Here is a 17,028-nt window from a genome sequence, read left to right as displayed (position 1 = left end):
GCCTCGGAAACAGGGGCGATGCCGCGCCTCGCACTGGCCGGGGTATTCGGCGGACTGTTCTGCGGATACCTCGGCCTGTCCGCGGCGATCCCGGTCATCCCCGCCTACGTCCGGGACGAGTTCGGCGCTGGCGATTTCGCGGTCGGCATCGCGGTCACGGCCACCGCCCTGACCGCGCTGCTCACCCGCCCGATCTTCGGCGGACTGGCCGACCGCCACGGCCACCGCTCCGTCATGCGATTCGGCGCACTGGCCATCGCCGCGGGCGGGCTGCTCTACTTCCTGCCGATCGGCCTGATCGGCCTGCTGGCGGTGCGCCTGCTGGTCGGCGTCGGCGAGGCCGCGCTGTTCGTCGCGGGCGCGGTCTGGACCGTCACCCTCGCCCCGCACAACCGCCGCGGACAGGTGATCGGCCTCTACGGCGTCGCGATGTGGGGCGGCATCTCGCTGGGCACCGCGCTCGGTGCGGTGCTGCGCCACTTCGGGATCGACGCGGTCTGGGCCTTCTGCGCCATCGCTCCGCTGGTCGGTCTCGTGCTCATCAGCATCGTTGCGCCGCAGCCGCACGTCGAACCGTCCAGCGGCGGACGCGGGCTGCTCATCCGCCCCGCCGTATTGCCCGGCATCGGCCTCGCACTCGGCGCCGCCGGCTACGTCGGCCTGGCCGCGTTCGTCATCACCGGCCTGCAAGCCCGCGGAATCGACTCGGGCGTAATCGTTTTGAGCACCTTCAGCGCGGTCTACGCCGGCACCCGACTCGTCATCGGGCACCTGCCGGACAAGCTCGGACCGCGCAAGGTCGCAACCTGGTGTGGCGCAGGCGAAGCCGCGGGCCTGCTGATCATCGCCTGGGCCCCGAACCTGCCGATCGCGGTGCTCGGCGCCATCGTCATGGGCGTCGGATTCTCCCTGCTGCACCCGTCTTTGGCGTTGATGGTCATGAACAACACCGAAAGCTCGAAGCAGGGAGCCGCGCTCGGCGCCTACACCTCGTTCTGGGATCTGGGCCTGTTCGTCTGGGGCCCGGCGACCGGCGCGGTCGCGACCGGCTTCGGCTACCCGGCCGTCTTCGTGGTCGGCGCGGCCTGCGCGCTCGCCGCCTCGGTGCTGGCCATGACGCTGCGGCAATCGGTGACCATCGAGAAGGCAGTCGAGAGATGACCAACCCACCATCGGACAACGGCGAACCGCTGAAGGTCCTGTGCATCACCGGCTGGTGCCGCAACGGCAGCACCATCATCGGCAATATCCTCAACGAGATCCCCGGCTTCTTCCACGTCGGCGAGCTGCACTTCCTGTGGAAGAACGCGGCGGGCCGCGGGGTGAACGAGGATTGTGGCTGCGGCCGGAAACTGGTCGACTGCCCGGTCTGGTCCACCATCCTGCCGATCGGGCAACCCGCGGGAACCACCCTGGTGCAGCACGCCGACGAGGTCATCCGGCGGCAACTCGGCAACGTCCGGACCCGGCACACCTGGCAGGTGCTCCGGCGCGGCCTGCACAACGAGCAGATTCGGGCCCATGCCGACCTGATGACCCAGGTCTACCAGTCCGTGGCGAAACGCACCGAGTCGCGCGTGATTGTCGATACCACCAAGATCCCGGGCGAATCGGCGTTGCTCGAGCACCTCGACGGCATCACCCCGTACTACATCCATCTGGTCCGCGATCCACGCGCGGTGGCCCAATCGTGGAGCAAGCCGAAGGAATACGTGTACGCCATGGGGCCGGCCAAGAGCACCGGCTACTGGACCGGCTTCAATCTCGCCTCGCACGCGCTGACCCGGCGCTATCCCGAGCGGTCGATGTTCCTGCGCTACGAGGATTTCATCGCCGATCCGCGGGGCACGGTCGATCAACTGCTGCGGCTGTGCGCGAGTGACCCCACGGCGAACCCGCTCGACGATCGAACCGTCGAGTTGCACGCCAATCACACGGTCACCGGGAACCCGGACCGTTTCAACATCGGCGCCACCGTCATCCGCCCGACCGACGACTCCTGGCGGGCGGGCCTGTCGAAATCGGCGCAGCGGACCGTCGCGGCACTGTCGTGGCCGCTCGCCCGCCGGTACGGATACGACTTCGGCGCAGCGGATTCGAACGGAAAGGGCTGACCGAGTGGACCTGGGTCTCGACAACAAAGTCGCGCTGGTAGTGGGCGGATCGAGCGGTATCGGCCTGGCGATCGCCAGGGAACTGGCCGCGGAGGGCGCCCACGTCGCCATCGGCGCGCGCGACCCCGGCCGCCTCGCCGCCGCGGAAACCGCCGTCAAAGAGGTGGCCCGCGGGCGCGTGCACGCCACGAGCGTGGACATCACCGACAGCGCGGCCATCCGCCGCTGGATCGACGAGGTCGTCGCGGAATTCGGCGCGCTGCACGTCGTCGTCATCAGCGGCGGCACCCCGCCGACCGGCAGCGCGGCCAGCTTCGAGATATCGGACTATCGAACGGCGGTCGACGCAATCCTGATGCCTGCCGTCGACGTCGCCCTCACCGCATTGCCGCACCTCAGGACTGCGCGTTGGGGCCGGGTGCTGTTCGTCGCGTCGGAGACCGCGAGCGTCCCGATCAGCGGCCTGGCCATGTCCGGCGTGACCCGCGCCGCCATCGTGCGCTTCGCCCAGGCCCTGGCCGCCGAGGTGGGCCGCGACGGCATCACCGTCAACGTGCTCGCCCCGAGCGCGACCCGCACTCCCCTGCTGGAACGCGTTGCGGCACAACAATCTAGCGACGGCTCGGTCGAAGACCGGTTCGACGCCATGGGCAGGCACACGGCGGTCGGCCGGATCGCCCGCCCGGAGGAGATGGCCGCCGTGGCCGCGTTCGTGGCGAGCGAGCGCGCCTCCTATCTCACCGGCACGGTCCAGCTCGTCGACGGCGGCGCGAGCGTGCTCGGACCGACTGCGGCGCACCTGCCCTGGCAAGCCGACGTGCACGGACCCGCAGAACCGGAGTGAACAGTCTCGGCGCGGTGCCGATGACAGGGAAGGAAGCACTACATGCTGAAGACAGAGGGCATCAAAGAGACGCTGGCGCAGGTCGTCTCGGATCGCAAGAAGGAGCTTTCGCCGGGGCGGATGTTCGTCGAGGCCTGCGCGGAGAAGGGGCTCGACGCGTCGGTCGAGTACGACGTGACCATCACCGACACCCTGACCAGCTCGCGGCGCAAACCACGCTACCCCGCGCGCAATGTGCTCAAAGCCATTGACCTGTCCCGTGATCCGCGCCAGTTCTACTGGCACGAGAGCGCGCCCGGCGCGGACGATGTGCCGATCGAGGGCGCCGAGGTGCGCCGCGAGCTGGCCAGCCGGTTCCACAAGTCGCCGATCCCGGAGCTGCTCACCACCACCGCCTGGGTGCAGGTGCCGCCGCAGATGTGGGAGGACCCGGAGACGTTCGAGTCGTTCATCAACTACCGGCTGATCGTCCGGCTGTGCACCGCCGAGAACTACACGATCATCAGCGGCGAGGGTGGCCTGCTGAACATCCCCGGGATCGCCCGGATCACCGACCCCGGGCCGTTCGCCTCGACGATCCTGTGGGCCTGCAACGAAGTCGAGCAGATGGGCGGCACCGCGGACGGTCTGATCATCAATCCGGTCGACTACTACCGCGCCCTGGGCACCAGCCGCCTGATGGACGACCTCGAGCAGAACGGCGTGTTCATCTGCCGCACCCGCCTGGTCGAGCCGGGCAGCGCGATCGTCGGCGACTTCGGCCACGGCGCACAGCTTTTCGACGCCGGACGTTCGGTGATCCGGTTCGCCGAGCCGCCGCCCGGGACCTTCGCCGAGCCGGGACCGGCGGTCATGGCGGAGATCTATGAGCGGGTCGTGGTCAACCTACCGACCAACTTCTTCGTCGTGACCGTGTAGGTGGATCGTGACGAGTAACGAGGCGGCTCCCGTGCGCAACAGCCCCGATGTGGTGGTTGTCGGCGGCGGGGTCGCCGGTCTGTTCTGTGCCTATTACCTGCGGCGGAGCGGGGCTTCGGTCACCGTGCTGGAGCGTGGCCCGCTCGGCGGGCCGCAGTCGTGTTCGTATGGGAACACCGGTTTCGTCGGTACGCACGGCGCCGCGCCGCTGGCCGAACCGGGGATGCGATCGCTGCGCACGCTCGGCATGTTGAGCGCGGACGCGCCGTTCTACGTCAAGCTGCGGGCGGACCGCGAATTCCTCCGCTGGCTGGTGCATTTCGGGCGCGCATGCACTCCGCTCGACGCGGCGGCCGGCTTCCGTACGTTGATCGCGATGAAGAAGCGCAGTCTCGACATACTCCTCGAACTGTGCGAATCACCGAGCATCGCCGACACTTTCGAGTCGCCGGGCATCGTGCTGGCGTACAAGACCGCGCAAGGTTTCGCCGATGCCAGCCGAGCCGTCTCGCGAACCGTCGCCAACGGTGTGCCCCTGCGTGTGCTCGGTCCGGGGGAACTCGACGAACTCGAGCCGAAGACTCGCTTCGATATCCAAGGCGCACTGTACAACCCGGAGGGCGCGTACCTGCACGTGCCGGAGTTCGTCCTCGAATTCGGCAAGCTGTTGCGCGGCATGGGCGTCGAGATCTGCGAACACATCGAGGTGACCAGCTTCGCGGTCTCCGGCAGCAAAGTCGAACGGCTGCATACGAATCGAGGAGACTTCCGTCCCCGTGACGTGGTCATCGCGGCGGGCGCGTGGTCGACCGAATGCGCGCGCCTGGCGGGTGTCGGCCTGACGCTGCAACCGATCAAGGGCTACAGCGTCACCATGGACATGCCGCCCAGCGGCCCGGGTCGGCCGGTGTTGCTGAGCGAGGGCCGAATGGCCATGGTCCCCCTAGGCGACCGCCTCCGCATCGGCGGTCGCCTCGAACTGACCGGAATGAGCACCGCCGTGTCCGAACGCCGGGTGCGCGGCATGCTGCGCACGGTCACCGAATACCTCCCCGAACTGGAGGAAACGCAAACCCGCGAGACCTGGAGCGGTTTACGCCCCTGCGCGCCGGACGGCCTGCCGGTGATCGGCCGCACCGGACTGCGCAATCTCCTGGTCGCGGCGGGCTACGGCCACATCGGCATGGGTCTCGCCCCCGCCGGTGGCGAACTCGTCGGCCAAATCCTGGCCGGCGAAACACCGACGACCAACCCCGTTCCGCTCCGGCCGGACCGTTTCAGCAGTATCCGCTCGATAAGGCTCTAAAAGTGATCGAACAACCAGGTGTCAAGGGCGACACCACAATCGGCGTACTCTGCCTGGATACCGCCTTCACCAAAATTCCCGGCCACATCCGCAATCCGACGACTTTCGATTTTCCGGTCGACTACCAGGTGGTGCACGGCGCGACCCCGCAACGCATGGTCACCGAGGCCGACCCGACCCTGCTCGACCCGTTCATCATCGCCGCCAAGGAACTCGAGGCCCGCGGCGTCGCGGCAATCACCAGCGGTTGCGGCTTTCTCGTCATCTTCCAACAGCAACTGGCCGACGCCGTCCAGATCCCGCTCTACAGCTCGAGCCTCATCCAAGTGCCGATGGTGCACCGAATGCTCGCCGCGGACCGAAAAGTCGGGCTGCTCGTCGCCAAGAAGGCCGCCCTCACCCCACGCCACCTGAACGCGATCGGCGGCGAATCCGTACCGATCTGCGTAGCCGGAATGGACGCCCAACCCGAATTCCGCGAAGTCATCCTCGAAGGACGGCGCGACGAACTCGACGCCGACCGCCTAGGCGAGGAAGTTCTCCAGGAAATCGACCAACTCGCCGCCGCGAATCCCGACATGGGCGCCCTGGTGATCGAATGCACCGACCTGGTCCCCTACGGCCACGCCATCCAGGACCGCCTGGGCCTTCCCGTGTTCGACATCGTCACGCTCACCGAGATGGTTCACCGCACCTTGAGGCATCGCCCGTTCCCCAGGAAGTAGATCAGCTCATCAGACCGCTCTGATAGGCCAGCACGACGGCCTGGGTGCGGTCGCGGGAGTCGGTCTTGGCGATAACGTGTGCGACGTGCGTGCGGGTGGTGGCGGCGCTGATGAACAGTTCGGCGCTGATCTCGGCGTTGGAGCGGCCGCGGGCCATGAGCACCAGCACTTCTCGTTCCCTGGCGGTCAGGGTCGACAAGGTGGTCGGTGCGGCGACGGCGCGGGGTCCGGCGCGGCGGAGCGCACCGAGCACGCTGCCGACGATGGCGGGATCGAGCCAGCCGTCGCCTGCCGCGCACCGGCGGATGGCCTCGGCGAGGTCGGCGGGAGCGGCGTGCTTCAGCAGGAACCCGCTGGCACCCGCGGCGAGCGCTTCCTGGACGGCGGAGTCCTCGTGAAAGGTGGTGAGGACCAGGACGGCCGGCGCGTCGGGACCGGCGGTGATCGCCCTGGTCGCCTCGATGCCGTCCATGATCGGCATCCGTAGATCCATCAGAACGACCTGGGGTGCAAGGGTTTTCACCGCATCTATTACGGCCGCACCGTCACCGACCGCGCCGATCACCTCGATGTCGTCGGTCGCGCCGAGCAGCATGATGCAGCCCGCGCGCACGAGTGCCTCGTCCTCGGCGACCACCACGGTGATCGTCATGACGCCTCGATCGAGGCGTGGGCGGGCAATGTGGCATGGACGCACCAGCCGTCGTCGTCGGGTCCAGAGGTCAACGCACCACCCAGCGCGCCGAGACGTTCCTCGAGTCCACGCAGCCCATTGCCGGACGACAACGCCGCTACGGCCGGCGCGGCGCGACCACCGGTGCTGCGCACGGTGAGGTCGAGCGCGCGTTCGCTCCAGGCGATGTCGAGCGTGACCATCGCGTCCCGACCCGCGTGTTTGCTGACGTTGGTCAGCGACTCCTGAACGATCCGGTAGGCCGCGAGGTCCGCGTCGGGCTCCAGCGACCGCGCGGCCCCCGTGACGTCGATCCGCACGTTCAGCCCTGCGCGACGGGCGGATTCGAGCAACTGCTCGACATCGGCGAGCCGGGCCGGTGCGCTGCCGTCGGAATCGGTCGAGCGCAGCAGTCCGAGCATGGAGTGCAATTCGGTCATCGCCTCGACACCCGCCTGCTCGATCACCTCCAGCGCCTGCCGCACCCGCGGATCGGCGCCGGTGGCCAGCCCCCGTGCGGCACCGGCATGCAGGATCATGCCGGCCACCGCACCGGTGACGCTGTCGTGCAACTCGTGCGCGAGCCGCAAACGCTGTGCGGCGAGCGCCTTTTCGGCTTCGGCGGCGAGCCGTTCCCGCTCGGCTCGCGCATGCTGTTCACGCGCGTGCGCCAGCCTGCCCAGACCCCAGGCGATGGACAGGAACAGCGCCCACGCCGCCGCGGCGGCGACAAACCCGCGCAGCTGGTCTTCCGGCGGTTCGGCCTGCGCGAATCGATAGCTGAACAGGCCGAGCGGCAGCACCGACGCGGCCAGCACGAGCCGAGCGGTCGTGCCAGGTACCCGGTTCGCCACCGAATAGACCGCCACGAGCAGGTAGGCGAACGGAAAATACCCAGGGACAACAAGATTCACGCCGGTACCGAGCCACACCAGCAGCCACACCCGCAGCGGGAACCGGCCGCGCAACAGCAGCGCCGCGCACAGGCCGACGGCGAGCGTGGGCACCACCCAGACCGGCAGCGTCGCACCGCCGACCAGGTCCCGGTCGCCACCCCAGAAGATCAGATCCACTGCGCCGGTGACGATCACGAAGATCACGGCGGCGATCCGGCGGAGCAGAGCAGGTGTCATGAGCGGCAGTTCCCGGCGGTGGGATCATCCGCCGCCGAAGAGGCGGAAGACGAACCGGAGCGGATCCTCGACGGGATTCTCGGGCAGTCCGGGCGGCGGCGGGGCCTCGGCGAGCACCACCCGCACCGCCGCGACGATCTCGGGGATGCTCGGCGGCTGGAACTCGATGCCGAGCCGATCGAAGTGCAGCTCGACCGGCACGCCACGGGCCGGCGCCGTGGACGCGGCGGCGAGCTGGAGCAGCACCAGGTCCGGGGCATCGGGCACCACCCGGACCTGGGCCACGTCGATGACCTCGGCGATGCCGTCCGCAGCGGCGAACACACCGACCCGCAGCTGCCGTGACTGATCCGCGAGGGCCTGGTTCAACGGTGGATCGACCAGCACGAACTCCGGCTCGATCAAAGTGGCCGCCCCGAGGAGTTCCCCGGTGGCGCCCGCATCACCGACCGCGTACACCGCGACCGAGGTCCGCCTCGTCATGGGCAGAAGTGTCGCACGAATCGTGCTGCTACGACGGGGTGATGAGGGTTCTCATCGCGGCGCGGTAGGCCGGGAACACCGCGGCGGGCCGATTCGCGCGAGCCCCGTCCTCAGCCATTCTCGAATTGTTCGATTCCCCCGGCGAACAGGCCGAATCCGAGAAGGACGGGACCATGATGCTCCAGGATACGGCGTTCACGTTCGCCCACCCCGACTACTACGAGCCCTTCGAGCGCACCGATCCGGGCCGGCGCTACAACCCGACCCGGCCGCCCGCAGGCTGGACCCGGCATCAGTTCGAGGTGTGGACGCATTGGGCGCCGCCGAATACCGAACTGCCCGAACAGGGTTGGAAGGTGCACGTGTCCAGCCCGCTCGGCTCCGCGCAGCAGGTGCTGGATGTGGTGAGCACCGCGTGCGCCGAACTCGGCGTCTCGTTCAAGCATCTCACCGGCAAGCAGTACTTCCTCTGGATGCACGGCAAGCACGGCAGCCGAGTCCAGAGCGGCAAGTTCTGCGCCCTCTATCCGCCGACCCCGCAGCTCGCCTACGCCCTGCTCGAACGGCTGGAACGCGAGTTGTCCGGTGTCGCAGGACCCTACGTGCTCACCGACCGGCGCTTCGGATCGTCGCAGTGTGTGTCGTACCGCTACGGCGCGTTCCGTGCCCGGCATCGGCTGCAACCCGATGGCACCCGGCTGCCGACCATGCTCGCCCTCGACGGCACCGAGGTCCCCGACGAGCGCCGGCCCGAATTCCTGCTGCCCGCAGGCACCGCCGACCCGTTCGGCAGCGTGCCCGAGGCCGACGACACCGACGAGGTGAGCTTCCACGGCTACACCTTCGAGAGCGTGCTGCAACCGAGCAACGCGGGCGGCGCCTACCGGGCCCGGCGCTCGGACGGCAGTCCCGTGTTCGTGAAAGAGGCTCGCGCACACAACGGTTACAGCGGCGAAGACGACGCCCGCGGCCGGCTCGAACGCGAGTACCTGATGCTGCGTGCCCTGCACGCCGGCGCGCCGGGCCTGGCCCCGGAACCGGTCGAGCTGTTCACCGAGTGGGAACACACCTACCTGGTCACCGAATTCATCCCCGGCCGCACGCTCACCAAGTGGATGGTCGCGACGAATCCGGCGATCCACGCCGGGGCGGATCCGACCGCGTTCGCCGACTACTACCGGCGATGCACCCACATCCTCGCTCAGCTCGCCGAGCGGCTGGCCACCCTGCACGGACTCGGTTACGCCTTCGTCGACGTCTCGCCCGGCAATATCCTGGTCGATGACGACGACACGGTGCGCCTCATCGACTTCGAGGCCACCCAGCCCGTCGACCATCCGCTCGGCCTGCTCGGCACACCCGGTTACGAACCGCCGGAATCGCGCTCACCGGGCGGTCGGGCCAAGACCGATCCGCTGCACGTGGACGCCTACGGGCTGACCGCGATCGCGCAGCTGCTCGTCTTCCCCATGCACGAGACCGCCCGGCGCTGCCCGGAAACCCTGGACCACCTGTACGCGGATCTGGCCGAATCATGCCCGCCGCCAACGGATCTGTGGGCAACCGTGCTGCGATCGCGAACCGCGCCGAACGCGATCCACTTGCCGACGCCGGCCCAGGTGCGTGCCATACCGGAGGACGCGGTGCGCTGGCTGCGCGACCGCACGGCCGACGCGCTGGAACGCATGGTCGATCTCACCAATCCGCGCTGGACGTATCCGACCGCGCCGGAGGGACTTCGGTCCAACACCCGGTGCGTCGCCTACGGCACCGCCGGTGTCCTGCACGCACTGCACGCGGCGGGCCGCGAGATCGACCCGCGGGTGATCGAGCGGCTGCGCACCATCGCCCTGCGCGACCGGAAGACGACCGGGCCGGGACTGTTGTTCGGCAATGCCGGAATCGCCTGGGTCCTGGACGATCTCGGCGACCGCGACGCGGCGACGACCTTGCTCGCCGAAGCCGGCGAGCACCGGCTCGCGACCGAGGCGGCCGCCTGGGGCGGCGGAGCGGCGGGCGTCGCGATGACGCACCTGTCGTTCTTCCATCGCACCGGCGACCCCGACCACCTCGATCAAGCCCAGCGGCTGCTCGACGCCGTGCCCGACGGCGACGCGCTGATCCCCGCGCTCGGCCCGGACCATCCGTCCGGACTCGTGCACGGCCGGCCCGGCATCGCCCTTGCGCTGTACTACCTTTCGGCCTTCACCGGCGCCGACGAACCGTTCGAGCGCGGGCTGCGGCTGCTGCGCGACGAACTCGTCCACGTCGAGCCATTGCCGGTCGACGCCAACGGTTTTCGCGTATCGGACGCCGATCGGCGCAACATGCCGTACCTGGCGTGCGGCAGCGCGGGTTACGCCCACGTGCTGGCTCGCTATCTCGCCCGCAGGCCCGACGCGGAACTCCTCGAACTGCTGCGCAGTTGCGTTCGCGCCGTCGGCATCCGGTTCACCGCGGCCCCGGGCTTGTTCCAGGGGCAGGCCGGACTTGCCCTCGTGCACGCCGACGTGGCCGCCCGGTTCCCCGACGAGAACTTTCTGCCCGACCCGCCTGCCCGGCCGACCGCGCTGTTCAAGTACGCGATCGGCGGCGAGACCGGCGTCCGCTGGCTCGGCGGTCGCGGGCAGCGGCTCAGCGCCGACCTGGCCACCGGTTCGGCCGGCCTCCTGCTGGCCCTCCAGCACGCCACCGGCGGCGTCACCGACCCGCTGTTCACCCTCGACCACTGCCTCGACGGCACCGTGCCGACCTCACAAGCCATCCAGCCACGACGAGATCACCAGAGGAGGTGAACCACATGACCAAGGTACTCAAGCTCCAGTTGCACTCCGACCCGGAACTCGGCGACGACGCACCGCTCAGCTCCTACAGCGAGCACCACTGCAACAACGCCGAGGAAACCCTCTGACCCGAGGGCTAGACCACCGAGAACGGAGACGAACCACATGACCAAGGTGCTGAAGCTGCAAGTGCAGCCGGACCCCGAAGTCATCGAAGACGCACCGATGAGTGCCACCAGCGTGCACCTCTGCACCACCGAAGCAGAGCTGCGCTGAACCGAATACGACACCCACGAATCGAGAGGAGGTGAATGACATGACGAAGGTTCTCAAACTGCAGCTGCAGTCCGATCCGGAGCTCGGCGACGACGCGCCGATGAGCTCCTACAGCGAGCACCACTGCGGCGGCCAGGGCGGCGGCTCGGAGGAGGTGCTGTAGTCCGATCATTCGCCGGGCGCGGGTCACTCCCGCGCCCGGCGAAATCTCTTGTACACCAAGCTAATCAAAGGAAAGCACATGGAAATCAAGAACATGGTGACGCTCGCGGCCATGAACACCGACGACGATCTGTTCGACGACGCGCCGATCAGCGTGTTGAGCGTCGCCTACTGCGACGACGCGTATTTCGGGTGAATCGATGACAACAGCAGCTACCGCGGCCTCGCCCGAGGCCGATCTGCGGACCTACCGGGTCGCGCAGGCGGCCTCGACGTTCGGCAGCACCCTCACCGGCACCGCGGTCTCCGTGGTCGCGGTGGTCGGATTGGGGGCTGGGCCGCACGAGGTCTCGCTCATCGTGACCAGCGCGATGATCCCGCCGCTGGTGCTCGGCCCGGCGGCCGGGGTGCTATTGGATCGCGTGCGAAAGCCGCGGCGGCTGCTGCTCGCCGCCGACCTGGTCGCCGCGGCCGCGGTGCTCGGCTGTGCGGCGGGAACGAGCGCGGGTGTGCTGACCATCGCCGGCCTGGCCGCGCTGTCCTTCGTCCTCGGTGTCGCCCGGGTGGTGATCGAGGGCCTGTATTTCGGCCATCTGACCACGCTCGGGGTCACCGATCTCGGGCGGGCGCGGGCGGGATTGCAGTCCACGACCATGGTGTCGCGGTCGGTCGGCGCATCGATCGCGGGCCCGCTGGTGGCCTCGGTCGGCGCGGCGGCCATGTTCGCCTGCGACGCGGTCACCTATCTGTTCAGCGCCTATTGCCTCACTCGGATCGCCGCACCCGACCAGCGGACGACCGAACAGCGGCACGGCTTCGCCCGCGAATTCCTCGACGGCGTCAGGGCTTTGCGCGGTCACACGCTGCTCGCGGCATTGGCGGTTTATCTATTGGCGGGCGGAGCAGCCTCGGGCGGTATCGCCGCGCTGCGGGCGGTGTTCCTGCTCGACGACGTCGCGTTGCCCGTTGCGGTCTACGGGATTCCGGCCGTGGTCGCCACGCTGTTCTCCGCCGCGGGCGCGCTGCTGGCCCCGCGCATTCACGCCAAGGGCATACCCGCGCGGCGCGTGCTGGCGGTCACGGTGCTCGGCGGCGCGATCGGCACGGCCGCGTTGCCGATGGCGACCGGGCCGACGGCGGCGGTGTTGCTCGCCGCCTGCCTCGGCGCGGCGGTGCCGATGTTCTTCGGCGCGGTGCTCAACATCGCGCTGGTGACGGTCATGGGCGAGGTCGGCGACGGGTACTTCGCCCGGGTCGGCGCGCTGCTGGCCACCGGCACCACCGCGGCGAATCTGCTCGGCGCGGTACTCGGCGGCGTGCTGGGCGAACGCTGTGGCGCCCGCACCGGGATCTGGGCGTTCGTCGCCGCGGATCTGCTTGCCTCCGTGATCTTCCTGCTGATCATCGGGCGCACCCCGGCGGCTCGCCGCGACACCAACGAATCGATTGTGAAGGTGGCACGATGAATGCCGAATACCCCGACGCCCCGATGTCGGATGTGTGGGATGTCCTGCACGGCAAGCGGATTCCGGATCCGTACCGGCCGCTCGAGGACGCGGACGATCCGGGCAACCTCGCCTGGGTGGCGTCTCAGCGGCAGCTGACCGAGGACTATCTCACCGCACTGCCCGGCCAGGATCGGTTGCGAGAAGTGCTGCGCGACATCATCGTTCAGGGACCGACCGCCTCTCCGGTGAAATCCGCAGGCGCTCGCCGCTTCCGGGTCGGCCGCGCACACGTGGGCGGACCGTGGCAGTTACAGGTCGCCGATGCGCCGACCGCCGACTGGCGGACGCTGCTCGATGCGTCCACCCTCGGCGCCGGAGCGATCCTGCGGCGCTGGACGCCCTCCCCCGACGGCCGATTCGTGGCCGTGCAGGCGAGCGTGGGCGGATCCGAGGATTCGACGCCGCTCGCGCTGATCGATGCCGCATCCGGCGAAGTGGCACAGACGTGCACATTGACCCGGTACTCGCCGGTGGAGTGGCTGGCCGACGGCAGCGGCTACTTCTATGTGCGCCGCCATGACAATCGTTGCGGCAGCGGCGTTTACCGACATCGTGTCGGCACCGCGATCGCCGACGACGAACTACTCGTGGGCGACGACAACCCGGTGGGCCGCTACCACCTCACCTTCTGGCACGACCGATGGCTCATCCTGACCGGCCGCTCCGGCACCAGCCGGACCACTCGCGTGTCGATCGCCGATGTGACCGAGGGCGGTTCGCCCCGGCCGCTCGAACTCGGCGGGCTCTCCTCGGCCGGTGTCGTACTCGACAGTGCGGGGCGCATTCTCGCGATCTCGACCGCCGCGTGCGAGTTCGGCCAGTTGCTCGTCGCCGAACCGGAGCCGTCGGGCGGCTGGGGTCCGTGGCGGGTGCTGGTCCAGGCCGACGAGCCCGCGGTGCTCGCCGCGTTCGCGCTGGCCCCGACGGACGGCGCCGATCGGCTGCTGATTCTGCGCACCCGGGACGGCTACGCGGAGTTGTCGGTGCACGACGCGGCGGACGGCACCTGGCTGCTCGACGCCGAATTGCCCGGCGCCGGAACGGTCGCGGCGATCAAGTCCACCGACGAGCCGGGCGTGCTGGTGCTCAGCTACACCGACTGGATCCGGCCGCTGGGAGTGTGGCGACTCGATCTGCGGTCGGGCCGGGTCACCTCGGAGGAGCCCTCCGCGCGCCTGCTGCCCGGAATCACCGTCACCAGAACGACTTACCGCTCCGCCGACGACACCGAGGTGCCGGTGACGGTGCTCGCCCCGGCCGGGTCGCACGTGCCCCGGCCGACCATCCTCAGCTGCTACGGCGGCTTCGGCATCACCTTCCGGCCCGGTTATCAGCCGGACGGACTGACCTGGGTGCTGGCCGGCGGCGTGATGGCCATCGCGGGGGTGCGCGGCGGCGGCGAACGCGGCCGCCGCTGGCATCTCGACGGTGCGGGCGTGCACAAGCCCAACGCGTTCACCGACCTCCATGCCGCCGGCGATTGGCTGGTGGAGACCGGCTGGACCCGGCGCGGTGAACTGGCGCTGCTCGGCGGCAGCAACGGCGGACTGATGGCCGTCGGCGCGATGGTGCAGCGGCCGGGCGACTACGCCGCGGTCGTGAGCGCGGGCGCTCCGCTGGACATGGTGCGCTACGAACGATGGGGGCTCGGGCGCGCGTGGCGCGAGGAATACGGCTCCGTCGACGATCCGGCGGCACTTGCTGTCCTGCTGCGGTATTCGCCGTATTACAACGTCACGGCCCGGACCGGCGAGCCGTCGCACCGATGGCCGCCCGCGCTGTTCACCACCGGCGACAGCGATACCAGGGTGCCCGCGGTGCACTCGTGCAAGATGGTGGCCGCGCTCCAGCACGACGGCGGCGGGCCGGTGCTGCTGGATGTGATCGTCGGCAAAGGACATGCCGGCGGCGGTCCCGCCTCGGACAACGGGCTCATCTGCCTGCTCGCGTTCGTCGCCCGGCATACCGGACTGCGGCTCGACGACTGATCCCGCAGATGTCTTGTGCCGGTGTGCGATTCGCCGATCAGGCGGGTTGGTCAGCCGACGGGATGCTCAGCGCGAGTAGCGCGGTGTCGTCGTCGACACCTTCGCCGAAGCCGGCCAGCAGGTTCGTCACCGCTCCGATCACCGCGGGTGCGGTGGTCGGGGCGAGCGGACCGAGGAAGGTCAGTAGCTCGTCTTCGCTGTGCCGGATCGAGCCCGATGTGCGGGCTTCGGTGAGGCCGTCGGTGTAGAGGAGCAGGGTGTCGCCGGGGTCGAGGCGGAATTCGACGGTGGCGAAATGCGCGTTGGGTAGTGCACCGACCAGTTGTCCGCCGGGGGTGTCGAGGAAACGCGCGCCACCGGCCGCATCGAGCAGTACCGCGGGCGGGTGTCCGCCGCTGGCAAGGGTTACGGTGCAGCCCTTGGCATCCGGGATCAACTGGCCGTAGATCACGGTGCAGAAGCGGGGATCGATGCCGTGGTATTCGTGGTTGAGCACGGTGTTCAAGATGCCCAGTGCGGCAACGGGTTCCGGGTCGGAGGCGGCCGCGGCGCGCAGGGTGTAGCGGGCCAGCGAGGTGACCGCGGCGGCGGGGGCGCCCTTGCCCGCTACGTCACCGATGAAGAACCCCCAGGTGTCACCCTTCAGCGGGAAGATGTCGTAGAAGTCGCCGCCGACCTCGTCGACCGAGGCGGTGTGATAGTAAGCGGCGAGGGCGATTCCGGGAATTTCCGGCAGCGTGGGCGGGAGCAAGGTGCGCCGCAGCGTGGTGGCGAGCTTCTGTACACGGTCGCGTTCCCGGTCGGCGTCTTGGCGGGCGCGCAATAGTTCCAGCTCGTAGGCGCGGCGGTCGCGGGCGTCGAAAATGGTGGTGCGGATCAGCTGGGCGGTGCCGTCGGGGCCGCATTTGACCACCGAGGTCACCAGCACCGGTAGTCGAGTTCCGTTGGCGGTCTTCAGTTCCAGGGCCAGGCCGCCGATTTCGCCGTGCATGCGCAGGGACGGCGCGATGTGCGTCTCGTGGTAGATCCGGCCGCCGATGGACAGCAGGTCGGTGAACCGGCGCCGGCCGACCAGCTCGTCGCGGTCGTAGCCGAGCCAATCCAGCAGTGTGCCATTGATTTTGGCGATCGTGCCGTCCATCAGCGTGGAGAGGTAGCCGCACGGCGCGTGCTCGTAGAGATCCTCGGCGCTGTCTTCCAGCAGCGCGGAGAACGCCGAATCATCGGGTTGGTCGGCCTCGCCGGGACCGCCGCCGGTGCGGTCGTCGTCGGCGTGCCGGATCACGGCGCGCTCGCCGCCGCGAACTCCGCTATCGCTCGAATGGTGGCCTCGGGATCACTGAGCTGCGGGCAATGTCCGGTCGAATCCAGCGTGACCAGGGTGCTGCCCGGGATCTGATCGTGCACGAACCGGCCGACCGCGGGCGGGGCGATCGCGTCCTCGCGGCTCTGGATGATCAGGGTCGGCGTGGTGACCTTCGGCAGATCGGCGCGGTTGTCGGACAGGAAGGTGGTCTGCGCGAAGACGCGGGCGATCGCCGGGTCCGTGCGGCAGAAACTCTCGGTCAGCTCGGCCCCCAATTCGGGGCGTTCGGGATTGCCCATGATCACCGGCGCCATCGCCGCCGACCATCCCAGGTAATTGCTGTCGAGTGATTCGAGGAGTTCCTCGATATCCGAGCGACTGAACCCACCCCGATAGTCACCATCGTCGATATAGCGCGGCGAAGGGGTCAGCAGCACCAGCTTCGCGAACCGGTCTGGGTCGCGCACCGCGGCCAGGACGGCCATCATCGCCGAGACCGAGTGCCCGACCAGCACGACGTCCCGCAGCTCGAGCTCGGCACACAGCTCGACGATGTCGGCGGCATATCCGTCCAGCGTGCTGTACCGCTCGGCCGACCAGGCGTGCAAATCGGATTTGCCCGCCCCGACGTGATCGAACAGCACCACCCGGAATTGCTCGGCCAACGCGGGCGCGACCAGCCGCCACAGATTCTGGTCGCAGCCGAATCCGTGCGCGAGCACCACCGTGGGACCGTCGTCGCGACCGGTTACCACCACGTTGTTCTTGCTGCGCGCATCCACCTACCCATCCTGCCACCCCGTGGGCCG

15 protein-coding genes are annotated in these 17,028 nt (G+C 69.0%); 10 read left to right on the top strand and 5 right to left on the bottom strand.

The window, feature by feature from the left end:
* Window positions 1-18: 18 nt before the first annotated feature.
* Genes AB0M22_RS27485 through AB0M22_RS27460 form a run of 6 tightly spaced genes read left to right on the top strand, consistent with a single transcriptional unit; the run spans window position 19 to window position 5,907 of the window.
* Window positions 19-1,161 (top strand): MFS transporter, encoded by a 1,143-nt coding sequence (locus AB0M22_RS27485; RefSeq protein ID WP_364732629.1) that lies wholly within the window; start codon window positions 19-21, stop codon window positions 1,159-1,161.
* Window positions 1,158-2,114, top strand: coding sequence for a sulfotransferase (locus AB0M22_RS27480; RefSeq protein WP_364732627.1), 957 nt, complete (start codon window positions 1,158-1,160; stop codon window positions 2,112-2,114). Before AB0M22_RS27485 ends, AB0M22_RS27480 begins: the two co-directional genes overlap by 4 nt.
* A gap of 4 nt (window positions 2,115-2,118) precedes the next feature.
* Window positions 2,119-2,958 (top strand): SDR family oxidoreductase, encoded by an 840-nt coding sequence (locus AB0M22_RS27475; RefSeq protein ID WP_364732625.1) that lies wholly within the window; start codon window positions 2,119-2,121, stop codon window positions 2,956-2,958.
* 42 nt (window positions 2,959-3,000) lie between these two features.
* Complete coding sequence (locus AB0M22_RS27470) at window positions 3,001-3,876, top strand: family 3 encapsulin nanocompartment shell protein (protein ID WP_364732623.1); 876 nt, start codon at window positions 3,001-3,003, stop codon at window positions 3,874-3,876.
* A gap of 7 nt (window positions 3,877-3,883) precedes the next feature.
* Window positions 3,884-5,182: an FAD-dependent oxidoreductase gene (locus AB0M22_RS27465; protein ID WP_364732621.1), complete on the top strand. Its 1,299-nt coding sequence runs from the start codon at window positions 3,884-3,886 to the stop codon at window positions 5,180-5,182.
* 2 nt (window positions 5,183-5,184) lie between these two features.
* Entirely contained in the window at window positions 5,185-5,907 is a 723-nt protein-coding gene (locus tag AB0M22_RS27460) for an aspartate/glutamate racemase family protein (RefSeq protein ID WP_364732618.1), read from the top strand.
* Window position 5,908: 1 nt separating this feature from the next.
* Here AB0M22_RS27460 and AB0M22_RS27455 read toward each other — a convergent pair whose 3' ends face one another.
* The 3 genes from AB0M22_RS27455 to AB0M22_RS27445 are packed head-to-tail and all read right to left on the bottom strand — an operon-like array spanning window position 5,909 to window position 8,196.
* Window positions 5,909-6,559, bottom strand: coding sequence for a response regulator transcription factor (locus tag AB0M22_RS27455; RefSeq protein ID WP_364732616.1), 651 nt, complete (start codon window positions 6,557-6,559; stop codon window positions 5,909-5,911).
* Window positions 6,556-7,713: a histidine kinase gene (locus AB0M22_RS27450; protein WP_364732614.1), complete on the bottom strand. Its 1,158-nt coding sequence runs from the start codon at window positions 7,711-7,713 to the stop codon at window positions 6,556-6,558. Before AB0M22_RS27450 ends, AB0M22_RS27455 begins: the two co-directional genes overlap by 4 nt.
* 24 nt (window positions 7,714-7,737) lie before the next feature.
* Complete coding sequence (locus AB0M22_RS27445) at window positions 7,738-8,196, bottom strand: hypothetical protein (RefSeq protein ID WP_364732612.1); 459 nt, start codon at window positions 8,194-8,196, stop codon at window positions 7,738-7,740.
* 173 nt (window positions 8,197-8,369) lie between these two features.
* On the opposite strand from AB0M22_RS27445, the gene lanKC reads away from it, so the two are divergent.
* The 4 genes from lanKC (at window position 8,370) to AB0M22_RS27425 (ending at window position 14,913) form a co-directional block, all read left to right on the top strand.
* Complete coding sequence (gene lanKC, locus AB0M22_RS27440; RefSeq protein ID WP_364732610.1) at window positions 8,370-10,991, top strand: class III lanthionine synthetase LanKC; 2,622 nt, start codon at window positions 8,370-8,372, stop codon at window positions 10,989-10,991.
* A gap of 304 nt (window positions 10,992-11,295) precedes the next feature.
* Window positions 11,296-11,418 carry a hypothetical protein gene (locus AB0M22_RS27435; protein ID WP_364732608.1) on the top strand — a complete coding sequence of 41 codons (123 nt, stop codon included), beginning with the start codon at window positions 11,296-11,298 and terminating at the stop codon, window positions 11,416-11,418.
* A gap of 199 nt (window positions 11,419-11,617) precedes the next feature.
* Window positions 11,618-12,883: an MFS transporter gene (locus AB0M22_RS27430; protein ID WP_364732606.1), complete on the top strand. Its 1,266-nt coding sequence runs from the start codon at window positions 11,618-11,620 to the stop codon at window positions 12,881-12,883.
* Window positions 12,880-14,913: a prolyl oligopeptidase family serine peptidase gene (locus tag AB0M22_RS27425; RefSeq protein WP_364732603.1), complete on the top strand. Its 2,034-nt coding sequence runs from the start codon at window positions 12,880-12,882 to the stop codon at window positions 14,911-14,913. The genes AB0M22_RS27430 and AB0M22_RS27425 overlap by 4 nt, the downstream gene beginning before the upstream one ends.
* A 37-nt stretch (window positions 14,914-14,950) precedes the next feature.
* Here AB0M22_RS27425 and AB0M22_RS27420 read toward each other — a convergent pair whose 3' ends face one another.
* Both AB0M22_RS27420 and AB0M22_RS27415 read right to left on the bottom strand, forming a co-directional pair.
* Window positions 14,951-16,117, bottom strand: a complete 1,167-nt coding sequence (locus tag AB0M22_RS27420; RefSeq protein WP_364734000.1) for a SpoIIE family protein phosphatase — start codon at window positions 16,115-16,117, stop codon at window positions 14,951-14,953.
* A gap of 77 nt (window positions 16,118-16,194) precedes the next feature.
* Window positions 16,195-17,001 carry an alpha/beta hydrolase gene (locus AB0M22_RS27415; RefSeq protein WP_364732600.1) on the bottom strand — a complete coding sequence of 269 codons (807 nt, stop codon included), beginning with the start codon at window positions 16,999-17,001 and terminating at the stop codon, window positions 16,195-16,197.
* Window positions 17,002-17,028: the final 27 nt, after the last annotated feature.

The sequence above is a fragment of the Nocardia sp. NPDC051756 genome (assembly GCF_040681495.1).
Taxonomy (GTDB): Bacteria; Actinomycetota; Actinomycetes; order Mycobacteriales; family Mycobacteriaceae; genus Nocardia.
This window is presented reverse-complemented; position numbering and strand designations above follow the sequence as displayed.

Excerpts from the sequence above, each read along its gene's own strand:
- AB0M22_RS27485 (WP_364732629.1), top strand. The coding sequence starts at position 19 with ATGCCGCGCCTCGCACTGGCCGGGGTATTCGGCGGACTGTTCTGCGGA.
- AB0M22_RS27480 (WP_364732627.1), top strand. The coding sequence starts at position 1,158 with ATGACCAACCCACCATCGGACAACGGCGAACCGCTGAAGGTCCTGTGC.
- AB0M22_RS27470 (WP_364732623.1), top strand. The coding sequence starts at position 3,001 with ATGCTGAAGACAGAGGGCATCAAAGAGACGCTGGCGCAGGTCGTCTCG.
- AB0M22_RS27455 (WP_364732616.1), bottom strand. The coding sequence starts at position 6,559 with ATGACGATCACCGTGGTGGTCGCCGAGGACGAGGCACTCGTGCGCGCG.
- AB0M22_RS27450 (WP_364732614.1), bottom strand. The coding sequence starts at position 7,713 with ATGACACCTGCTCTGCTCCGCCGGATCGCCGCCGTGATCTTCGTGATC.
- AB0M22_RS27445 (WP_364732612.1), bottom strand. The coding sequence starts at position 8,196 with ATGACGAGGCGGACCTCGGTCGCGGTGTACGCGGTCGGTGATGCGGGC.
- lanKC (WP_364732610.1), top strand. The coding sequence starts at position 8,370 with ATGATGCTCCAGGATACGGCGTTCACGTTCGCCCACCCCGACTACTAC.
- AB0M22_RS27435 (WP_364732608.1), top strand. The coding sequence starts at position 11,296 with ATGACGAAGGTTCTCAAACTGCAGCTGCAGTCCGATCCGGAGCTCGGC.
- AB0M22_RS27430 (WP_364732606.1), top strand. The coding sequence starts at position 11,618 with ATGACAACAGCAGCTACCGCGGCCTCGCCCGAGGCCGATCTGCGGACC.
- AB0M22_RS27425 (WP_364732603.1), top strand. The coding sequence starts at position 12,880 with ATGAATGCCGAATACCCCGACGCCCCGATGTCGGATGTGTGGGATGTC.